At 58.3% G+C, this 15,884-nt stretch carries 9 protein-coding genes; 3 read left to right on the top strand and 6 right to left on the bottom strand.

Going from position 1 to position 15,884, the window contains the following annotated elements; genetic code table 11:
* The first annotated feature begins 110 nt into the window (after window positions 1-110).
* On the top strand, window positions 111-1,463 hold the full coding sequence (locus FBY01_RS05945; protein ID WP_145306500.1) for a HipA domain-containing protein: 1,353 nt from the start codon (window positions 111-113) through the stop codon (window positions 1,461-1,463).
* Complete coding sequence (locus FBY01_RS05940; RefSeq protein WP_083375432.1) at window positions 1,460-1,738, top strand: helix-turn-helix domain-containing protein; 279 nt, start codon at window positions 1,460-1,462, stop codon at window positions 1,736-1,738. The genes FBY01_RS05945 and FBY01_RS05940 overlap by 4 nt, the downstream gene beginning before the upstream one ends.
* Window positions 1,739-1,966: 228 nt before the next feature.
* Here FBY01_RS05940 and FBY01_RS05935 read toward each other — a convergent pair whose 3' ends face one another.
* From FBY01_RS05935 to FBY01_RS05925, 3 genes are read right to left on the bottom strand one after another with little or no spacing between them, the layout of a single operon-like run.
* On the bottom strand, window positions 1,967-2,638 hold the full coding sequence (locus FBY01_RS05935) for a GNAT family N-acetyltransferase (RefSeq protein WP_083375433.1): 672 nt from the start codon (window positions 2,636-2,638) through the stop codon (window positions 1,967-1,969).
* Window positions 2,639-2,655: 17 nt separating this feature from the next.
* Window positions 2,656-3,102: a GNAT family N-acetyltransferase gene (locus FBY01_RS05930; RefSeq protein ID WP_083375434.1), complete on the bottom strand. Its 447-nt coding sequence runs from the start codon at window positions 3,100-3,102 to the stop codon at window positions 2,656-2,658.
* 9 nt (window positions 3,103-3,111) lie between these two features.
* Window positions 3,112-3,735 carry an FMN-binding negative transcriptional regulator gene (locus FBY01_RS05925; RefSeq protein ID WP_102594424.1) on the bottom strand — a complete coding sequence of 208 codons (624 nt, stop codon included), beginning with the start codon at window positions 3,733-3,735 and terminating at the stop codon, window positions 3,112-3,114.
* A gap of 90 nt (window positions 3,736-3,825) precedes the next feature.
* Here FBY01_RS05925 and FBY01_RS05920 point away from each other — a divergent pair, with 90 nt between their 5' ends.
* Complete coding sequence (locus FBY01_RS05920; protein WP_145306502.1) at window positions 3,826-5,376, top strand: PLP-dependent aminotransferase family protein; 1,551 nt, start codon at window positions 3,826-3,828, stop codon at window positions 5,374-5,376.
* Here the strand turns inward: FBY01_RS05920 and FBY01_RS05915 are convergent.
* The 3 genes from FBY01_RS05915 to FBY01_RS05905 form a co-directional block, all read right to left on the bottom strand.
* Complete coding sequence (locus FBY01_RS05915) at window positions 5,373-9,908, bottom strand: dermonecrotic toxin domain-containing protein (RefSeq protein WP_145306504.1); 4,536 nt, start codon at window positions 9,906-9,908, stop codon at window positions 5,373-5,375. The genes FBY01_RS05920 and FBY01_RS05915 overlap by 4 nt on opposite strands.
* 141 nt (window positions 9,909-10,049) lie before the next feature.
* Window positions 10,050-14,633: a dermonecrotic toxin domain-containing protein gene (locus FBY01_RS05910; RefSeq protein ID WP_145306506.1), complete on the bottom strand. Its 4,584-nt coding sequence runs from the start codon at window positions 14,631-14,633 to the stop codon at window positions 10,050-10,052.
* A gap of 150 nt (window positions 14,634-14,783) precedes the next feature.
* A complete protein-coding gene (locus FBY01_RS05905; RefSeq protein WP_010465352.1) occupies window positions 14,784-15,884 on the bottom strand; it encodes a polyamine ABC transporter substrate-binding protein in 1,101 nt (366 codons plus the stop codon).

Below are 15,884 nucleotides of genomic sequence, written 5' to 3'. Positions count from 1 at the left end.
ATCTGCATTTTAATGCGTTTAAGCGTAGACCTGGGGCTTCACAAACGCACTATAGTGCACTCAAGGCTTAAGAAATCCTCAAGAAATGCATTTATGCAGGTGCTGATGGCATGTACGACCTGACTTTACAGATTTTCATTACAGGGAAATGGCACGACGCCATGGTCTTGAGCTTCGACAGCCCTGAAAAAGGATTCGAAAGTCGATGTAACTTCGGCTACGCAACACCTTATCTCATCGAAAATATTGAGGACATCGGAGCTCCATTTGCCAAGGCGGTGAGTGCCAGGTTTCCCCTTGAATGGGAGGGCAAGCGATCCAGTGCACCAGCATTTCTGCACGATATTGCACCTTCCGGTGCAGCCAAGAGATTTCTTCTGGCGCGCATAGGTCGCGACAAGCCTGCTGATATCAGTACTGATCTTTATTTAGTGGCCAGAAGCACTCCGGCACCGATTGGCAATATGCGCATAAAGGAATCCGTCGAGGCGGTAGATCAGCGTGAGGCTATAGGGTTTAAACGCCAAGAGGTCATTAGTCGTGATAACCGGTTTCTCGAATATGCCTATGAGCAAGGCGCCCCTATTGGTGGAGCAACGGGGGCGGGTGGCGAGGCGCCCAAACTTTTGTTAGTTCAGGGTAAGGATGGAAATTTATACCCGGACGCAGTATTGGACGACGCAGACGTTACCCAGCACTGGTTCGTGAAGTTCTCTCGCAACAAAGGAAACAGGAACGATCAAGATATCCTCAGAAGCGAATACCACTACTACAAAGCACTACAGAAACTAGACATCGAGACGGTGGCAGAACAGGGCTTGGCGTTGGAAGAGGCGACCAAACCTAGTTTGTGGATGCAGCGTTTTGACCGACAAGTAACCCCTCAGGGGGTCGAGCGTTTTGCCGTGGAGTCGATCTATTCTTTGGCGCAAATAACCACGCCCGGTAGCGCAATGGACCACATGGAGGTTATCCGGCTACTTGCGAGACTCTGGCGTGAAGCGGGGCAGACGGACCAAATCCCGAATCTTGTTGCTGACTACCTGCGTCGGGATCTGATCAATAAAATCCTCGGCAACTCAGATAACCATGGCCGCAACACCGCAATCCTTCGGGACACAGCTTCGTTTCGTTTAGCACCGATCTATGATCTGGCGCCTATGGTGATGGACGACGAAGGTGTGACACGCACTACCAAATGGCCAAAAGAGCTGGAGAGAGCGGGTGACGTTGATTGGCGTGGCGTATGTCGAGCATTGGCTGACATTGCCGATCCTAATGATCCATTAGCTGCGGTGAGTGACGCGTCGAATTCTTTCGAACGATTGCGCGAGGATGCCAAACATCTGGCAGCACTCCCCGACATTTTGACCGCCAGTGGCTTGCCCGACGCAACAATGAATCACCCGCGAATTGCCTTGAAAAATCTGGAGCAGCGTTTGAAAGAGTGGGACCTGAAATGAGCATGACCGTGGCCGAGCGTACTGTACTCATTGAAAGTATCCAGGAAGGGCTGGCTCAAGGCACTCTTGAGATAGGCGAGGCAGTTCGTCGATTACGAGTAGAGGCCACAGGGCTGCACCAGACCCAATTCGCAAAAATGTGCAAAATTTCGGTGCGCACGCTGGTACATATCGAGCATGGGGAAGGGAATCAAACGTTGAAATCGCTGAATGCCGTGTTCAAGCCGTTTGGACTGAAGATGGGTGTAGTGCGGATTCGGCGAGACTTGAACTAAGAAAACTCAAGCTCCGCTTTTGCTTAATGGGTGTAGCAACGGACTGAAGTTGCGGGTATGGGCATTTATTCATAAATGCGCCTGCATTTCGCCAATGTTGATTGAGGACGGTTGTGATACTTCAGGTTCGCTGGGCTGGAGGCGGGATTTAGCGAGGCGTTAATGAACATCAAAAACTTCGCGGGCGATCCGGCTCGCCCGCGAAGCCGTACGTCCAGACTCTGAAAGCTACCCGCGGCACTCGACCAGTGTTTTCACCTGCCCGGACTCCGTCTGGTTTTCATCGGATAGCCACTGCTCAAACCCCGCGCCAATCGCCGGCCATTCTGAATCCAGAATCGAATACCACGCCGTATCCCGGTTCTGTCCCTTGACCACCATGTGCTGACGGAACACGCCTTCAAAGCTGAACCCCAGCCGCTCGGCCGCGTACTTGGAGCGGGCGTTGCCGTTATTGCATTTCCACTCCAGGCGCCGGTAGCCCAGTGCAAAGGATTCCTTGGCCAGCAAGTAAACGGCCTCGGTGCTTTTCGGCGAACGCTGCATCGGCGCGCCGAAGGTGACGTGGCCGATTTCGATGCGACCTTGGGCCGGGACGATCGACATCAGACTCAGGAGGCCCTGTACATCACCGCTGGCACGGTCGATCACGCTGAAGAAATACGGGTCGCTGTTGGCCGCATGGTTGTTCAGCCAATCATTGAAAGCGCTGCGCTCCGGGAAAGGACCGTAAGGCAGATAGTCCCAGAGCTTCGGGTCTGATCCCGGGCCTTGCAGGGCTTTCCATAAACCCTCGGCGTGACGCGACGGGTCGAGTTTTTCCAGGCGGATGAAACGCCCTTCGATGGTTTGAACCGACGGCGCCGGGGCGCCTTTCCAGTCTGCGAGTGAAGTCGACATAGTGTTCTCCTTGAACCTTAAAGGGCTTTGCGAAACTGGATGAAACCGGGGCGTTCGGCGATGCGCTCGTAGAGCTGGATCGCGGTGGCGTTGGTTTCGTGGGTCAGCCAGTGGACCTTGCAGCAACCATCCGCTTTGGCGGTGGCGTACACAAATTCGATGAGCTTGCGGCCGATGCCGGTGCCCCGGGTTTGCGGCGTTACCAACAAGTCTTGAAGGTAGCAGGAGTTTTCGATACTCCAGTTCGAGCGATGGTAGATGAAGTTCACCATGCCGACCGCCTTGCCATCGACCCAGGCCAACGCCGAGTGAGTCGGTTCATTCGGGTCGAGCATGCGCTGCCAGGTGCTGTCCGTGACCGCCTCGGGCAATTCGGTGTTGTAGAAGCGCAGGTAGGCTTGCCACAGCGGCAGCCAGGCGGCGTGATCGTCTGCGCTGACCGGGCGAATTTCAATCTGACTCATGATCATTCCTTAACGCATCAAGTGGGCGAGGGCCTGGTCATGCACATCAGGGCTGGCGGCGAGCCCCTCGCGCACACCGGCGATGTCTGCAGCGCTGCGGTTCTGACTGAGCTTGCGCTTGCCTTCCAGGCGCTGGATCGGCAGGGCAAACCCGACGATGGCTTTGAGCATGCCGTCGATGTAGTCGGCGGGCGCGTCGGTGACTTTCCACGACTGCTGGCGACTTGCTTCGTGACGATCGGTCAGCGCACTCACCAGGTTGAGCAGGCGATCGGCCTCGGTGAACACGTCCGCGGTTCCGTAAGCGTGCACGGCGACGTAGTTCCAGGTCGGCACGACTTTGCCGTGCTCGGCTTTGCTCGGGTAAAACCCCGGGCTGACATAAGCGTCGGCACCGGCAAAAATCACCAGGGCTTCGGCGCCGTTCTGCAGTTCCTTCCACTGAGGATTGCCCCGGGCGAAGTGGCCGTAGAGGGTGCCATTCGGGCCCTGCTCAGGATTGAATAACAGCGGCAGATGACTGGCTTGCAAACCTTGCTCGCCGTGGGTGACCACCATGGCGAGACGCGTGTCGATTATCTGCTGCTGCAGTTCATGCAAATCTTTGATGGCAAAGCCGCTGGGGTTGTACATGGAAATATTCCTTGGCGAATGCATCCATCCTAGGCAGGCTATTGGTCTGTTGTAAGAGCCATTAATGACCAATTTCATAGGTCCATTGTCATGAGCGAGACGTCGCTTTCGTTGTCCTTCAACCCCGCGGGTATCGAACTCGACCGTCGCCAAGGTCTGAGTCGCCAGCTCTATCAGGCCTTGCGCCTGCGGGTGCTCGACGGACGACTGGCCAGTGGCACGCGATTGCCGGCCACCCGGGATCTGGCGGCGGCGTTGGCAATTTCCCGCAACAGTGTGGTGCGGGCCTACGACCAGCTCTATGCCGAGGGGTTTATTGAGGGGCGGGTGGGTGACGGGACTTACGTCGCGCAATTGCCTCAAACCGCGGCATCCGGGAAAAAATTATCCACAAAAGTATCCACAGGGTTGTCAACAGGGTTACCCACAGCCTTATCCACAAATTGGCTGGATTTACCTGTGATTTCATCCAGTAAAGTTATCCACAGTGGCGCGTTGGGGCGCGTAGAAAAGAACCATTTGGCCCTGCCGCCGAGCGGTCCGCCGCGGGCTTTTCGGGTGGGTGTTCCGGCGTTCGATCTGTTTCCTTTCGAGGTCTGGGCCAAGCTGAATGCCGCTTTCTGGCGTAAACCGGATTTACAGCAACTGTGTTATGGCGATCCGGCGGGGGACGAGCGTTTGCGCGGCATGATCGCCGCGTATTTGCGCAGTTCGCGAGGAATGCAGTGTTCGGCTGAACAAATAGTGATCACCAGCGGCGCGCAGCAGGGGATTAGCCTTTGTGCACAGCTGCTGGTGGAACCGGGCGATGGGGTGGCGATCGAGAATCCGGGGTATCGGGCGGCAGGTCATGCCTTCGCCGTGGCCGGTGCGCGATTGCATGGCGTGGCGGTGGACAGTGAGGGCATCGACTGCCACGAATTGAATGGCCTCAGCGATTGTCGACTGGCGTATGTCACGCCGTCGCATCAATACCCCACCGGGGTGGTAATGAGCCTGGCGCGACGTCTTGAGTTACTGGCCTGGGCCGAACGTACCCAAGGCTGGATCGTCGAGGACGACTACGATGGCGAATACCGCTACAGCGGCGCGCCACTGGCCCCGTTGGCCGCACTCGATCGGCAGGGCCGGGTTTTGTACGTCGGGACGTTTGGCAAAGTTGCCTTCCCGGCGCTGCGCCTGGGCTACCTGGTGTTGCCGCCAACGCTGGTGCAGGCGTTTTCGCAACGGCGAGCGGTGGACGTCCGGCACTCCGAGGTCAGTACCCAAGCGGTCATGGCCGAGTTCATGGCTGCCGGGCATTTCCAGCGGCATATCCGCCGCATGCGTCGCGCGGCCCTGAGCCGGCGCAATACCTTGCTGGCCGGTTGGCCGCGGAATATTCCCGGCGTCGGCAGCCTGCCGAGTGTCGCGGCAGGGCTGCATCTGACCGTGGCGGTCGACTCACAGGCCCGCGAGCGCGAGCTGGTGGAGCAGGCGGCGAGTGTCGACGTCGAGATCAATGCCCTGAGCGGTTATTGGTTGCCGGATTCGACAACACCTATGGACCAGCGCGCGGGGCTGGTCCTGGGTTTCGCGGCGGTGCCCGAGGTGGCCATCAGCGCCGCGCTCGGGCGACTGGAAAAGGTCTGGCGTCCTTAGGTGGCTGCTGCAGTGTTTGCCTGGGGCTCCAGGTCCAGGAAGAGTTTTCGCAGCGCAGGATCCTCTAACTTTCTGAACACCCCATCAATGGGTTCGAAGGTGGTCAACGCTTGTTGCTGGTCCAGCGGCAGTGTTTTCAGGTAGTCATCTGAAATTTTCAGATGGGCCGCGGTGGGCGCATTGGCCGGACTCGACAGCGTCTCGTAATGGAAATGTGCAACCCACAACGGCTGATTGCGGGTCTTGTCGACAATCCGGTACTCCTGGAAATAATCGCCGAGCCCTCGGGTCTGGATACGCCCTCGTCTGTCGCGGCCGAGGTCGAGCTGGCCGTTTTCATGCATCCATTTGAACGTGCTCTGGGTCGGTTTGCGCCGGGTGTAAAGATCGGCGCGAACGCTGACACCTTCTTTGCGCAGACGACTGGCCCCATCACGTAACTCGCGGCTCAGCGTGGCAACCGGAAAAGAGAATGTGTGGTCTTTCCTGCTCTTGATCACAGCTTGATCGACGCTGCTGGCCGCTTGCTCCAGTTTCAAGGCCTGTTGCTCGAACACATCCTGAAGATCGGCCGGCATGCGTCTCGGGCGCAACGCGTCCTTGCGGGTGCGTTCGATGAATTTGGCCGTGTCCAGGTTCAGCTCGATGCCGGCCTCGACTTTTCCAGCATCATCCAGCACTGGAGCGGGTTGCTGATAAACGGCGGGGGTAAACGACCTGATCGGATCTTCCGTGGTTTTTTCCGGTTCGGTTTTGTCGGGATCACGCGGTCGGGTCTTGCGTACCTTGATCAGTTGTCGGGAAGAAACCGCATGACTTCGTTCTACCGCAGCCTGCACGGGCAAGGGTTCCGGTTCTGGCAGCACCGCCTGTAACCGGCTTTGTGCGAGCTGCGCGAACTCGTCGATAAGCGATTGCACATGATCGAGCCTGGATTGCTTGACCAGGTCAGGGTAGGTGCCCGGCAACTCCTGAATGCGCTGGTCAGCGTCGGCAAAGGTCTCGACCAGGCTGTTCAATGCCTCGACATGCGCCTGCACATCGGAAACCGCGCCTTCACTTTTCATCAGGTCCGCCATTTGAATCGCAGCCTTCGCGGCGCTCACTGCAATATGCCCCACAGCGTCTCGAGCCTGCTGCATCAGGGGGCTGGCCTGTTCATTGAGGCACAGTTCCTGCGACATGCCGATCTCATTGGCCTTGATATCCAGCACAGTAAAGGCAGGCGCCAGTTTTCTGATTTGCATGGCGCGCTCAATGCCAGGGCGTCCGGCTACATGCATGTCCTCAAGTGTCGACGAAAACAGAGTCAGCTTTTCAATCAGCTCCTCACCGATGTCCGATGCCTTCTGCACATTGTCGACGAGCAATTGCCAGGCAACGGGTTCGTTTTCGTTGCCTTGGGTCAGGACACGGGTGGCCTGACTGTATTCGGATCGTTTCAGGACAAACCACAAAGACAGATTCTTCTCCAGCACCACGCTCATGCGAAGCAAGTCTTCCTGGTAGTTTTCCGTCCCGCCGAGGGTGCGCCATTCGCGTAGTTGTTCGAGCGCCTGGCGATATTCGTCGATCGTTTTATCCAGTTTTTCAATGTACACCGCCGTCCGCTGATCGTAGTTTCCAGCGTTGGCCTGCGCGATGCTGTCATGTAACGTTTTCAGCTCGGTTTCCTTGGTTTTTTCCTGGCTTTTGAAGGCGCTCAGGATCTCCCTCAACGTGTCTTTGCGCTGTTCGTCAGCCGCTTCCTGATGGCGGCTGACCGCATTTCCGGCCCCGCCTCGCAACCGCAGACGCAGGTCGAGCACCCATTGCCCGTGGCCGTCATCCCTGAGCATCGGACCGTTTCGCTCAGGCTGATCCGGGTAAACGATATGGATTTCATCGTCGCCTTTGACGTCGACGTAAAACCACCGATCACCCACCTGTGCGTAGTTTCGGAAGTTATGTTGGTAAAAATGCGGAGGGGCTTCTTTAACCTTCGTCACGTTGGCGCTGGCAATATCCGGAGCCGCGACTTTGAGCGAGTCCAGGTAAGCGCCCAGAGCGGTCGGTGTTCGGCGTGGAACCGAGCCGGCCATCTCCAGGAAGGAAAGGTGAGTGGGTGGAAGGTCCGGTGCCAGCGGAACGGGATTGAGCGTGACGGCCACCGCCTCTTGGGATTGTGGCGATTTTCGTTTCGGCACCTGTTCGATCCGGGGCTTGCTCGAAAGCCTTCTGCGTCGCATCACGGCGTGGTGGCTGAGGATAATGCCGATTGCCAGCAGAATGTCCGACACCGATGTCCATTCGATGAAGCGGTCATCCTGCTCATGAGCATCGAGTGCCTGTTGGATCTGATTGATGGTTTGCCAGACCCAGACGGCTGTGCCGACCGCGCCGCTGAGGACATTCGAGGCGACGTTGAACAGCGCCCAGCCACTGTCCCTCAACACACTCCAGCGCCGCTCGGCATTGGATCGCGACTGACGGTCGGCGAGGTCGACCAGCATCCACGCGTTGCTTTTGAACAGCGCAGACAGAATGTCGCCGGTGATCTCGACGCTTTCGAAAACCACGCGTCCGAACTTGTCTGCGTGCTGCAAGGGATTGACGATTTGTTCCGCGATCAGCCATGGAGAGGGCAGGCCGGTGGGAAAAACAGAATGGGCATATTCAACACTCAGGTTTTCGTCGGGCAACCAGGCCAGCACCGTGTCCCTGAGGTCGCCGGGCTGGTGCAGCGCATACAACAGGTTTTGTCTTGAGGGGTATTGAATAAGGGGCTCATCGAGCATCGGCCGGTAAAGCAGGCATGGCCCGCTGTGCGCGTCTCGAGGACTGATGATGAACATGTTGTCGACGGTATCGCTGCTGCTGATCAAGCGATGTTGCGGGGTCATGGTCAGCGGGTAGAGGGCTACCGTTTTGGGGCTGACATCGGGATCGAGCAGCTCGCAGATGTATCGGTATCCGCGTTCGTCCACACCGGTTTCAGGCTTGAATCTGGCTTCTAATGCCTGCAGTGGCAGCAAAAAACGCAATTGATCGCGATAGAAGTTTTCCTGACGGCGAGAGGCGATCGGGTCCTCCAGCAACTTGGGTTTAATCAGTTCGGGGTAAGCCTTGCCGACGTCCACTCGCGCTGACACGGCGGTGAGAAATTCAACGGTCAGCCAATCCGGAACGGTTTCCCCGCCCTTGAAAAATACGGTCGCCATGTAGGGCGCCTGGTTCTCCAGAGCGAAGTCGGCCAGCGTTTCAATGCGTTGGTCGAGGGGGTTGGGGAGGGTGAAATTGTCGGCGGTAAAACTGTGGATGATGTTGATCCGCAGATCGTCCAGCGCAAGGTTCGCGGCGCCGACCGCCCAAGGGTCCGCAATGATCGCTTCACGCATCCGCCGCTGGGCATAGTCGGTGACGGACGGGATCTCGGTGTTGGCCAATTGACTGTCCGGTTGACGGTACAACTTGCCCAGTGCGCTGATGTAGCGGCCGTAGTCTTGAATGTCCTGATAGGCGGCGTTGCGCAGCCAATCGGGAATTGCGTTGTTCAGTTGCAGGAATCGCGCTTTTTCGTCGGGGTCTAGTCCGGTTTCGGGTTCGGCCTCATCTGCCGGGGCTTCAATAAACTGCAATGAGCTGATGGCATCCAATTGTGACGAGACCAGCGCCCACGCCATGTGATCGAAGATGTTGCCTTCCGGCTCATAAAGCCGCCAGGACAGATCGCGTCCGAAGGGCTGTTCTGCCAGGCGTGGGGGAAGGGAGTCGCCCAGCTCTTCCATCGAACCGAACGACTCGTACCCGCGCTCGATGGTGTACATCACCAGCAATGGGCGCGTGCGAAATGTGGCCTTGAGCACCAGCGCACCGCCAATCAACAGATGTTGGGTGATGTCATTCTCGACGGTGTCGATATCGAGCAGGCACGCCTGAATGGCGGAAAACTCGCGATTTACATTTTTACGGGTGGTTTTGTCCGGGGCGCTGAACACTTCACGCGCCATCGCACATTCAGCGGCGTCCCAGCCTGTGACCTTCTGCACGTTCAACGCCTTTCGCAGCGTGTCGGACAGCTCATGCCAGCGGGGGATCGCATGCCCCTTGGCATTCCAGAACGCCAGTTGCCGAGCTTGAGCCTCAATGAACAGGATCGATGCCGAGTCGTTGAGTATCTTTGCAATGTCCTCGATGCAGACCGCGAGATGAACCGGGTTTTTGCTGCCCGGCTCAAGGGTGAGGAAATGTTCGCCTTCGAGGTAGTTGGCCGTCGTTCCATACAGGCCCTGGCGCATCAGTGCCACGGTCAGAGATTCGAACCCGGTCTGGCCCGCCTCGATGTGGTTGTCCACGATGAGCCATCGAGGGGTGCCGACGAAGGCGTTATCCGGGTCGATCTGCAAGTCTGGCGAGAGTTTTTTCAACGCCTGGTGCAGCAGCTGCGACGCCACTTCGCTGAGCGTCGGGCCGTGGCTGGTCAGGCTCACCAGGTCGCAGGTGTCCAGCAAGGGTGTCGAGTCATTCTGGGGCGGCGGGGTGTTGTTGCTCATGGCGGATACCTGGGGGCAATGACGAGGCCGGGAAAGCCTCTTGGTGCATCGACGGTAATCAGGCGTCGGCCACTGGAGGTGGTAGATAGATATCGCGGGTAAAAAAAGACCCGCGAATGCAGGTCTCGGGTTCAGCACGGTTTATGACCCTGAGGCCGAGGCCGGTACTTTTGCGAAGAACAGGGACGTCGCCAGTTGCGGGCTGATCTCGCTGCGGTAGATCGAGATCGCCTGGAGGTCGTCGTTGGCGTGGCGGGACTCGGATGCGCCACCCAGCAGTCGTTGTTGCACGGTTTTCAGGTGTGCCGCGGTGAAGGTTTGTGCAGGTGAAGCGGGCTCCGCATAGTGGAAGTGGGCATACCACAGAACACTTTGGTTGCTGTGATCGCGGACCTCATATTCCTCGAGATAGTCTCGTTTACGGCTTTTGAGCAAGCGTCGGCCTGGATTCTTGACGATGTCGACCTGACCTTCGCTTTGCAGCCAGCGGACGCGCTCCGCTGTCGGCGGCTGTAGTTTGGTCATGCTGATTCGCGTGACGCGTCCCTGGTTATACAGCTTGGTCGCCGCGTCGTTTAGCTGCTTGACCAAAACGACGACGGATCCCGGACCGCCCTCGGTGGCATTGGTCGCGACCAACGCTGCGTCGATTGCGCTGGCGGCGTCCTGCAGCCGGTGAGCCTGCTGATGAAACATCTCCTCGATTTCCACGGGGATTCGACGCATCCCTTTTGAATGGGCTTGCGTTCGACGGATGAACGCTTCCAATCCTTCCAGCAACGCCTGCCCTTGAGCGGTGCTTGCACTCAAGTCGGGTTGGAGAACGACGGCGGAAACCGGTGGCGGGGCCACTCTTTCAACCCAGACCCCCGGGGTTTTCTCATGAAAAGTCGAGATGACTTTACCGGTCAACGCCGAGGTCACGTCGATCAGTTCTGAACCGTGTGTCATGGAGTCGGCACGAGGCTGACCCACCACAGTACCTTTGTAGCGGGTCTTGATGATTCGCTTGGCGGGCGCGGTCGGTGGACGGGAAGGGCCGGGTAGCGGCTCGAGTGCCTTGCGCTCCCGCAGCAAGCTCGCCAGGTGTTTCACGGTGCGCTGTTGAAAACCGTCGAGACGTTGGCGCATCACGTCGAGGGGTGGTTGCAGGAACTGACCGGGAAACTCCGTGGGCAGATCGACGATGCGCTGGTCGGTGATCGTCAGTTGCTCCACCAGATCGCTGAGCCCGTCGATCCGATCCGGCAAGTGCAGCACTTCTTCGTCAGCGATCAGGTCCAGTGAGGCCTGAATCGCAAGGCCTGCATTTTCGACAACGCTCTCCAGTGCCTGGCGCGCTTCAGGTGCGGGCTCAACGCTGTTGTCGAGGCACAACTCCTGGCCGAGTGTGATCTGAAAAAGTTTGAGGTCCTTTAAATCGAACGACGGCATGTTGGCTTTAACGTCGCGGATCACTTCGATGGCTTCTTTGCCGAGCAGGTTCAGTTGCTCGAAGCACGCCTGTGCCGACTCGATTTTATTGATGTAGCTGGCGGTCAACTCGCCGGTGAGTTGATGGATTTGCCGGGTGGTCTGTGTATTTTCCGTTGACGGGTTGTCGAGAAGATCGAGGGAAAAGCGCATTTGATTGCCGAAAACCGACTGCTGTTGAACGAACCATCTTTGCAGCAGCGACAGCTGGAAATCCAGGCGACTGATCATTGCTTTTCGGTAATTGGGAATCGCCTCGCGAGCATTGAAGGCTTTCATCTGTTCCATGTTGGTGCTGAGGAGTGACATCTGCGCGTCGAGCATTTCAAGGTACACGCGGCGATGGGTGTCGGTGGCGGTCGTCGCCTGGGCGTTTTTTTGAGCTTCCTTGAGCTCTGTTTCGCGGCTTTGGGTCTGGCTTTCGAACGCGATCATTTGCTGTTTCAGTTCAGCCTGGCGTTGCCGGTTTTGTTGCTCCAGCCGTTGTTTCTCCTTGCCTCCGGCCTTGAGCCTCAGCCGCGTATCGATAAACCATTCACCCCTGGCGTTCTTGATCAGCAACGGCCCCGTGCGTGCGGGAGACCGGCGTGAATCAATGATCTGCACATCGTCATTGTCGTTGAGGGTGACCTCGAACCATCGCTGGCCAACCTTCGCATACCATTTTCCCTTGAGCGAACCGAGGTGTTGGCGAAGGCCGGGCTCGCTGGAGGCGGCGGCCATCCCTTTGGGTTCGGCGACGGCCAGTTCATCAAGCAAGACGCCCAGGGATGAAGGCGGCAGCGTGGCGATGGCGTGCATCGCTACCTCATGGGAGGGTGGAGGCTGATTGAGGTCGGGCAGATGACTCACCGTGATGGTGTGCGCTGGCTTGCTTTCGGGTATGACGCGTGGCGGCTCGACCTTCTCGGGCAACCGCGAGACGGGCTTGTTGCGAGTGGCGGCGCGATGAGCCAGCACCATGCCGAGGGTCAACAGCAGATCGGTCAGGGCGGACCAGGCGAGTGAGCTGTCATCGTTCTCAGCGGCCTCGGTAATGTCCTGCAAGTCGTCCATGATCTGCCAGATCCACGCAGCCACCCCGGCGGTGCGACCAAGAAAGGGCAGCGCGACATTGAACAGCATCCATGTGCCTTGCTTGAGTGTTGCCCAGCGGGCTTGCGCATTGGACACCGATTGTTGGTCCGCCAAGGTAATCATGGCGTTGGCGTTGGCCTTGAACAGGGCGGCCAGCGGCGTGTCATCAAGGGCTGCTGCACTGAGCGTCACCGTGCCCATCTTGCCCAGGGCTGACGTGGGATCGACCAGCAATTGGGTCAACGTCCAGACCGAAGGCAACTCACCCGAGAACACATACTGGGAATAGTTGAACCGAACATCGTCGGACAGCCAGGCCAGGATCGATTGGCGAAGTGATTTTTCGTGTTTGATGGCATACAGCAGATTGGCCTCGCTCGGGTATTGCATCAACGAGGGGGTGAGCAATGGTCGGTAGAGCAGGCACGGCCCTTGATCGGTGAGCCTGGGGCCGATGAGGAACATGTTGGCGACTTCATCGCTTTGGCTGCCGGCGCGATCACCGGTCATAAAGGCCAGCGGTCGAATGACAATCTCCTGCCCGTTTACCCTGCGGTCGGCAGCGTTTTCCAGCATGACGGCGTTAACGTACTGGTAACCACGTTCATCAATACCCGCCTCGCCGCGCATCTTCTGTTGCAGCGCCTGCAAGGGCAGCTGGATACGCAGATGGCGGGTGTAGAGCGTCTGTCGTCGTAACGTTTCTGCCGGGTCGTCAAGCAACTTGCGCTTGATCAGCGCCGGGTAAACCCCACCGATATTGACCTGTGTGACGAGCTTTTCAAGATAGGCAGGGGTCATCCAGATGGGCACTGCGTCGCCGTTTTTGCAGTTCACCGTCTTGTTTCCCAGCGGAACGGCAATCAGGTTTTGCAGCGCCAGCTCGATCAGCGACAGCGTGGTGGTCTGCGTCTTGCCGGGTATCACGACAGCGCCGAGCACCACGACGCTGGTGATGCTGATTTCAATGTCTTGCAGGTCCAGGTCCGCTGCTGCGGGATGATCCTTGATCATCTGCTCTCGCAGGGTCTGCAGCGCAAACGCCGGCAGTGACGCGATGTCCTCGTCGAAGGTTTTTCCAGCGTCCTGTTCCCGCAGCTGTGCCAGGTCCATCAAGTGTCGGCTGTAGCGGGAGAGGTCCGCCGACGAAGCGTTTTTCAGCCAGTCGGTCAGCAACCCCTGAACCCTGTTGAAGCGTGACGACGGCAGGGCTTCAAATTCAGTGAAGCTTTTTGCCGCCGCACTGATTTGTGGCGAAAGAGGTGTGGCAGACGTGCGCTGGACCGCACCGAATGCACCGATGGCTTCGACCTCGAGCGCAATCAGCGCGCAGGCCTGGTGGTGAAAAAAGTTGCCCTCGGGCTCATACAGACGCCATTGCAGGGTCTGCTCAAGGCTTGACGTTCCAGGGTGTTTGAACACGGCTTCACCCAGCGCGGCAACCGAGTCGTAACGCTTGAACCCTTCGGCTATCGAGTGCGTCAGCACCAAGGTGCGCGTGCCCGATGTGCCCACGAACACGGCGATATCCAGAACGCGCAGGTGTTCGCTGACGGCGTTCTCAAGCCGATCGGTGTCGATCAGGCAGGCCTTGGTCAGGTACTTGTCCTGTGTCCGAGTTGCGCGATCCGGATGATCGAAGATGGCCTGGGCCATGGCTTTTTCATCCGCATCCCAGTCCAAGGCGGGATCGGGGCTCCAGATGTCCTGCAGCGATTTCGCGAGCGAATGCCAGCGCGGCGTCGAAGGGCTTGTCTCCTGGTTCCAGTAATCAAGCTGCTGTTGCTGATAGGCGATAAACAACTGCGGTGCGAGCGCATTGAGCAGGCTGCCGATGGCATCGATTTTCACCGGCAGTTGAGCCTGCGGTTCCGCGCCCGGTTGCAGGGTCAGGAAGTGTTCTCCATCAATGAGCGTCACCGTCGATCCTGACAAACCGAGTCGTACCAACACATCGGTGAGCGATTCAAACACGTTAGGGCCGGGCACTACCTCGGTGCCGGTATCGACCCAGGTCGGGGTGACGACCGTGGCGAGTGTCGGGTCAATCCTCAACTGCGGATACAGCGCGTTGAGCGCAGGACTCAGCGCGGCCGCTGCGACTTCTCTGATCGAGGGGCCGGTGACCAGTTGGGTCAGTAGCTCTTCTGCACTCGGGGCAACGGTTTCGGACATGGTCGTCTCCTGACTGAGAGCGCGCCGCTGCTGATTGCGCAGCGCGGAATCGGGAGAAGGTATCGGGCGGCCACCCGTGTCGGGTGGTACATAAATATCGCAGGCAAAAAAAACCCGCGTCGCCGCGGGTCTTCGGTTTTCAGGCGGGTATCAGGTCCCGGACTTGATCTTGGTCCAGGCCCGGGTCCGCGCGCGTTCGGCATCGCGCGGCAACGGTTGCAGGGTGTACAGCGTCCCCATCGCGGTTTCGGTCGGGTACAGGTTCGGGTTGTTGCGGATCGCCGGGTCGACCAGTTCCGTGGCGTCCTTGTTCGGGTTCGGGTAGCCGACGAAATCGCTGACGGGTGCAATCACCTGGGGTTGCAGCAGATAGTTGATGAAGGTGTAGGCGTCTTCCGGGTTCTTCGCGCCTTTGGGGATTGCGAGCATGTCGAACCAGATCGGCGCGCCTTCCTTGGGCAGGCGCATGTCGACGACCACACCATTCTTGGCTTCCTTGGCGCGGTTGGCAGCCTGGGAGAAGCTGCCGGAATAACCGACCGCGACGCAGATGTCACCGTTGGCAATGTCCGCCATGTATTTGGAGGAGTGGAAGTAGGTGATGTACGGACGGATTTTCATCAACAGCGCTTCAGCCTTTTCGTAGTCCGCCGGCTTCTTGCTGTTAGGGTCCAGGCCGAGGTGTTGCAGGGCCAGGGGCAGGATTTCCGACGGCGAGTCGAGCAGGGCGACGCCGCACTGCTTGAGCTTGCTGATGTTCTCTTCCTTGAAGATCAGGTCCCAGCTGTCCACCGGCGCCTTGTCGCCCAGCGCGGCTTTGACTTTGTCCGGGTTGAAGCCGATCAGGATGGTCCCGTACATGTACGGCACGGCGAATTTGTTGCCCGGGTCGTTGCCTTCGAGCAGCTTCATCAGCTTCGGATCGAGGTGGTTCCAGTTCGGCAATTTGCTACGGTCCAGGGGCTGGAACACGCCGGCTTCGATCTGCTTGGCGAGGAACACGTTGGAGGGCACCACCACGTCGTAGCCGGAGTTACCGGTCAGCAGCTTGGCTTCGAGTGCTTCGTTGGTGTCGAAGATGTCGTAGACCAGTTTGGTCTGGGTGTTCTGCGCCTTGAAGTCTTCCAGCGCCTTGGGAGTGATGTAGTCGAACCAGTTGTAGACGCGCAACGTTCGCTCTTCAGCGTGGGCGGCGCCACCGAGTACCGTGGCGCACAGTACCGGTGCGATAAAACGCGTGAGTCTGTTCAT

The sequence above is a fragment of the Pseudomonas sp. SJZ077 genome (assembly GCF_007993905.1).
GTDB classification, from domain to species: Bacteria; Pseudomonadota; Gammaproteobacteria; order Pseudomonadales; family Pseudomonadaceae; genus Aquipseudomonas; species Aquipseudomonas mandelii.
The sequence above is the reverse complement of the archived record's forward strand: the minus strand, read 5'-3'. Positions and strand labels throughout refer to the sequence as shown.